Genomic DNA, 464 nt, shown 5'->3' on the forward strand with positions numbered 1-464 from the left:
CCACGACGGCGGCGATCCTTATGTTTGGGGCGACAAAGCCTACGAGCATTACAAAAAACTTAAAATCGACAGCCGCACCAAAATGCTGGCCTTTTCAGACGGCCTCGATATTGAGCGTTCATGGGCGTTGCACCAATACTTCAAAGACCGTTTCAAAACCATTTTCGGTATCGGTACCAATCCGACCAACGACTTGGGACACACGCCTTTGAACATTGTTTTGAAGCTCGTCGAGTGTAACGGCCAATCCGTCGCCAAGCTCTCCGACTCCCCGTGCAAAACCATGACCACCAACAACACCTTCCTCGCTTACCTGCGCCAAGTGTTTGACGTACCGGAGCCGTAAGAGAAAGCCTAAAAACAAAGGCCGTCTGAAATGTTCAGACGACCTTTTTCATTAATCCATATCGCTTTCAGGTAATTCTGCCGAACCCATGCGGCGCAGGATGATATTGGTTTTGTTG

General features: G+C 49.4%; 1 pseudogene. It reads left to right on the plus strand.

Features of this window, described 5'->3' with window-relative positions:
- Positions 1-346, plus strand: a pseudogene (locus ACTHUE_RS20265) (nicotinate phosphoribosyltransferase); the annotation flags it as partial.
- Positions 347-464: the final 118 nt, after the last annotated feature.

This window comes from Neisseria sp. P0021.S005 (assembly GCF_051956955.1).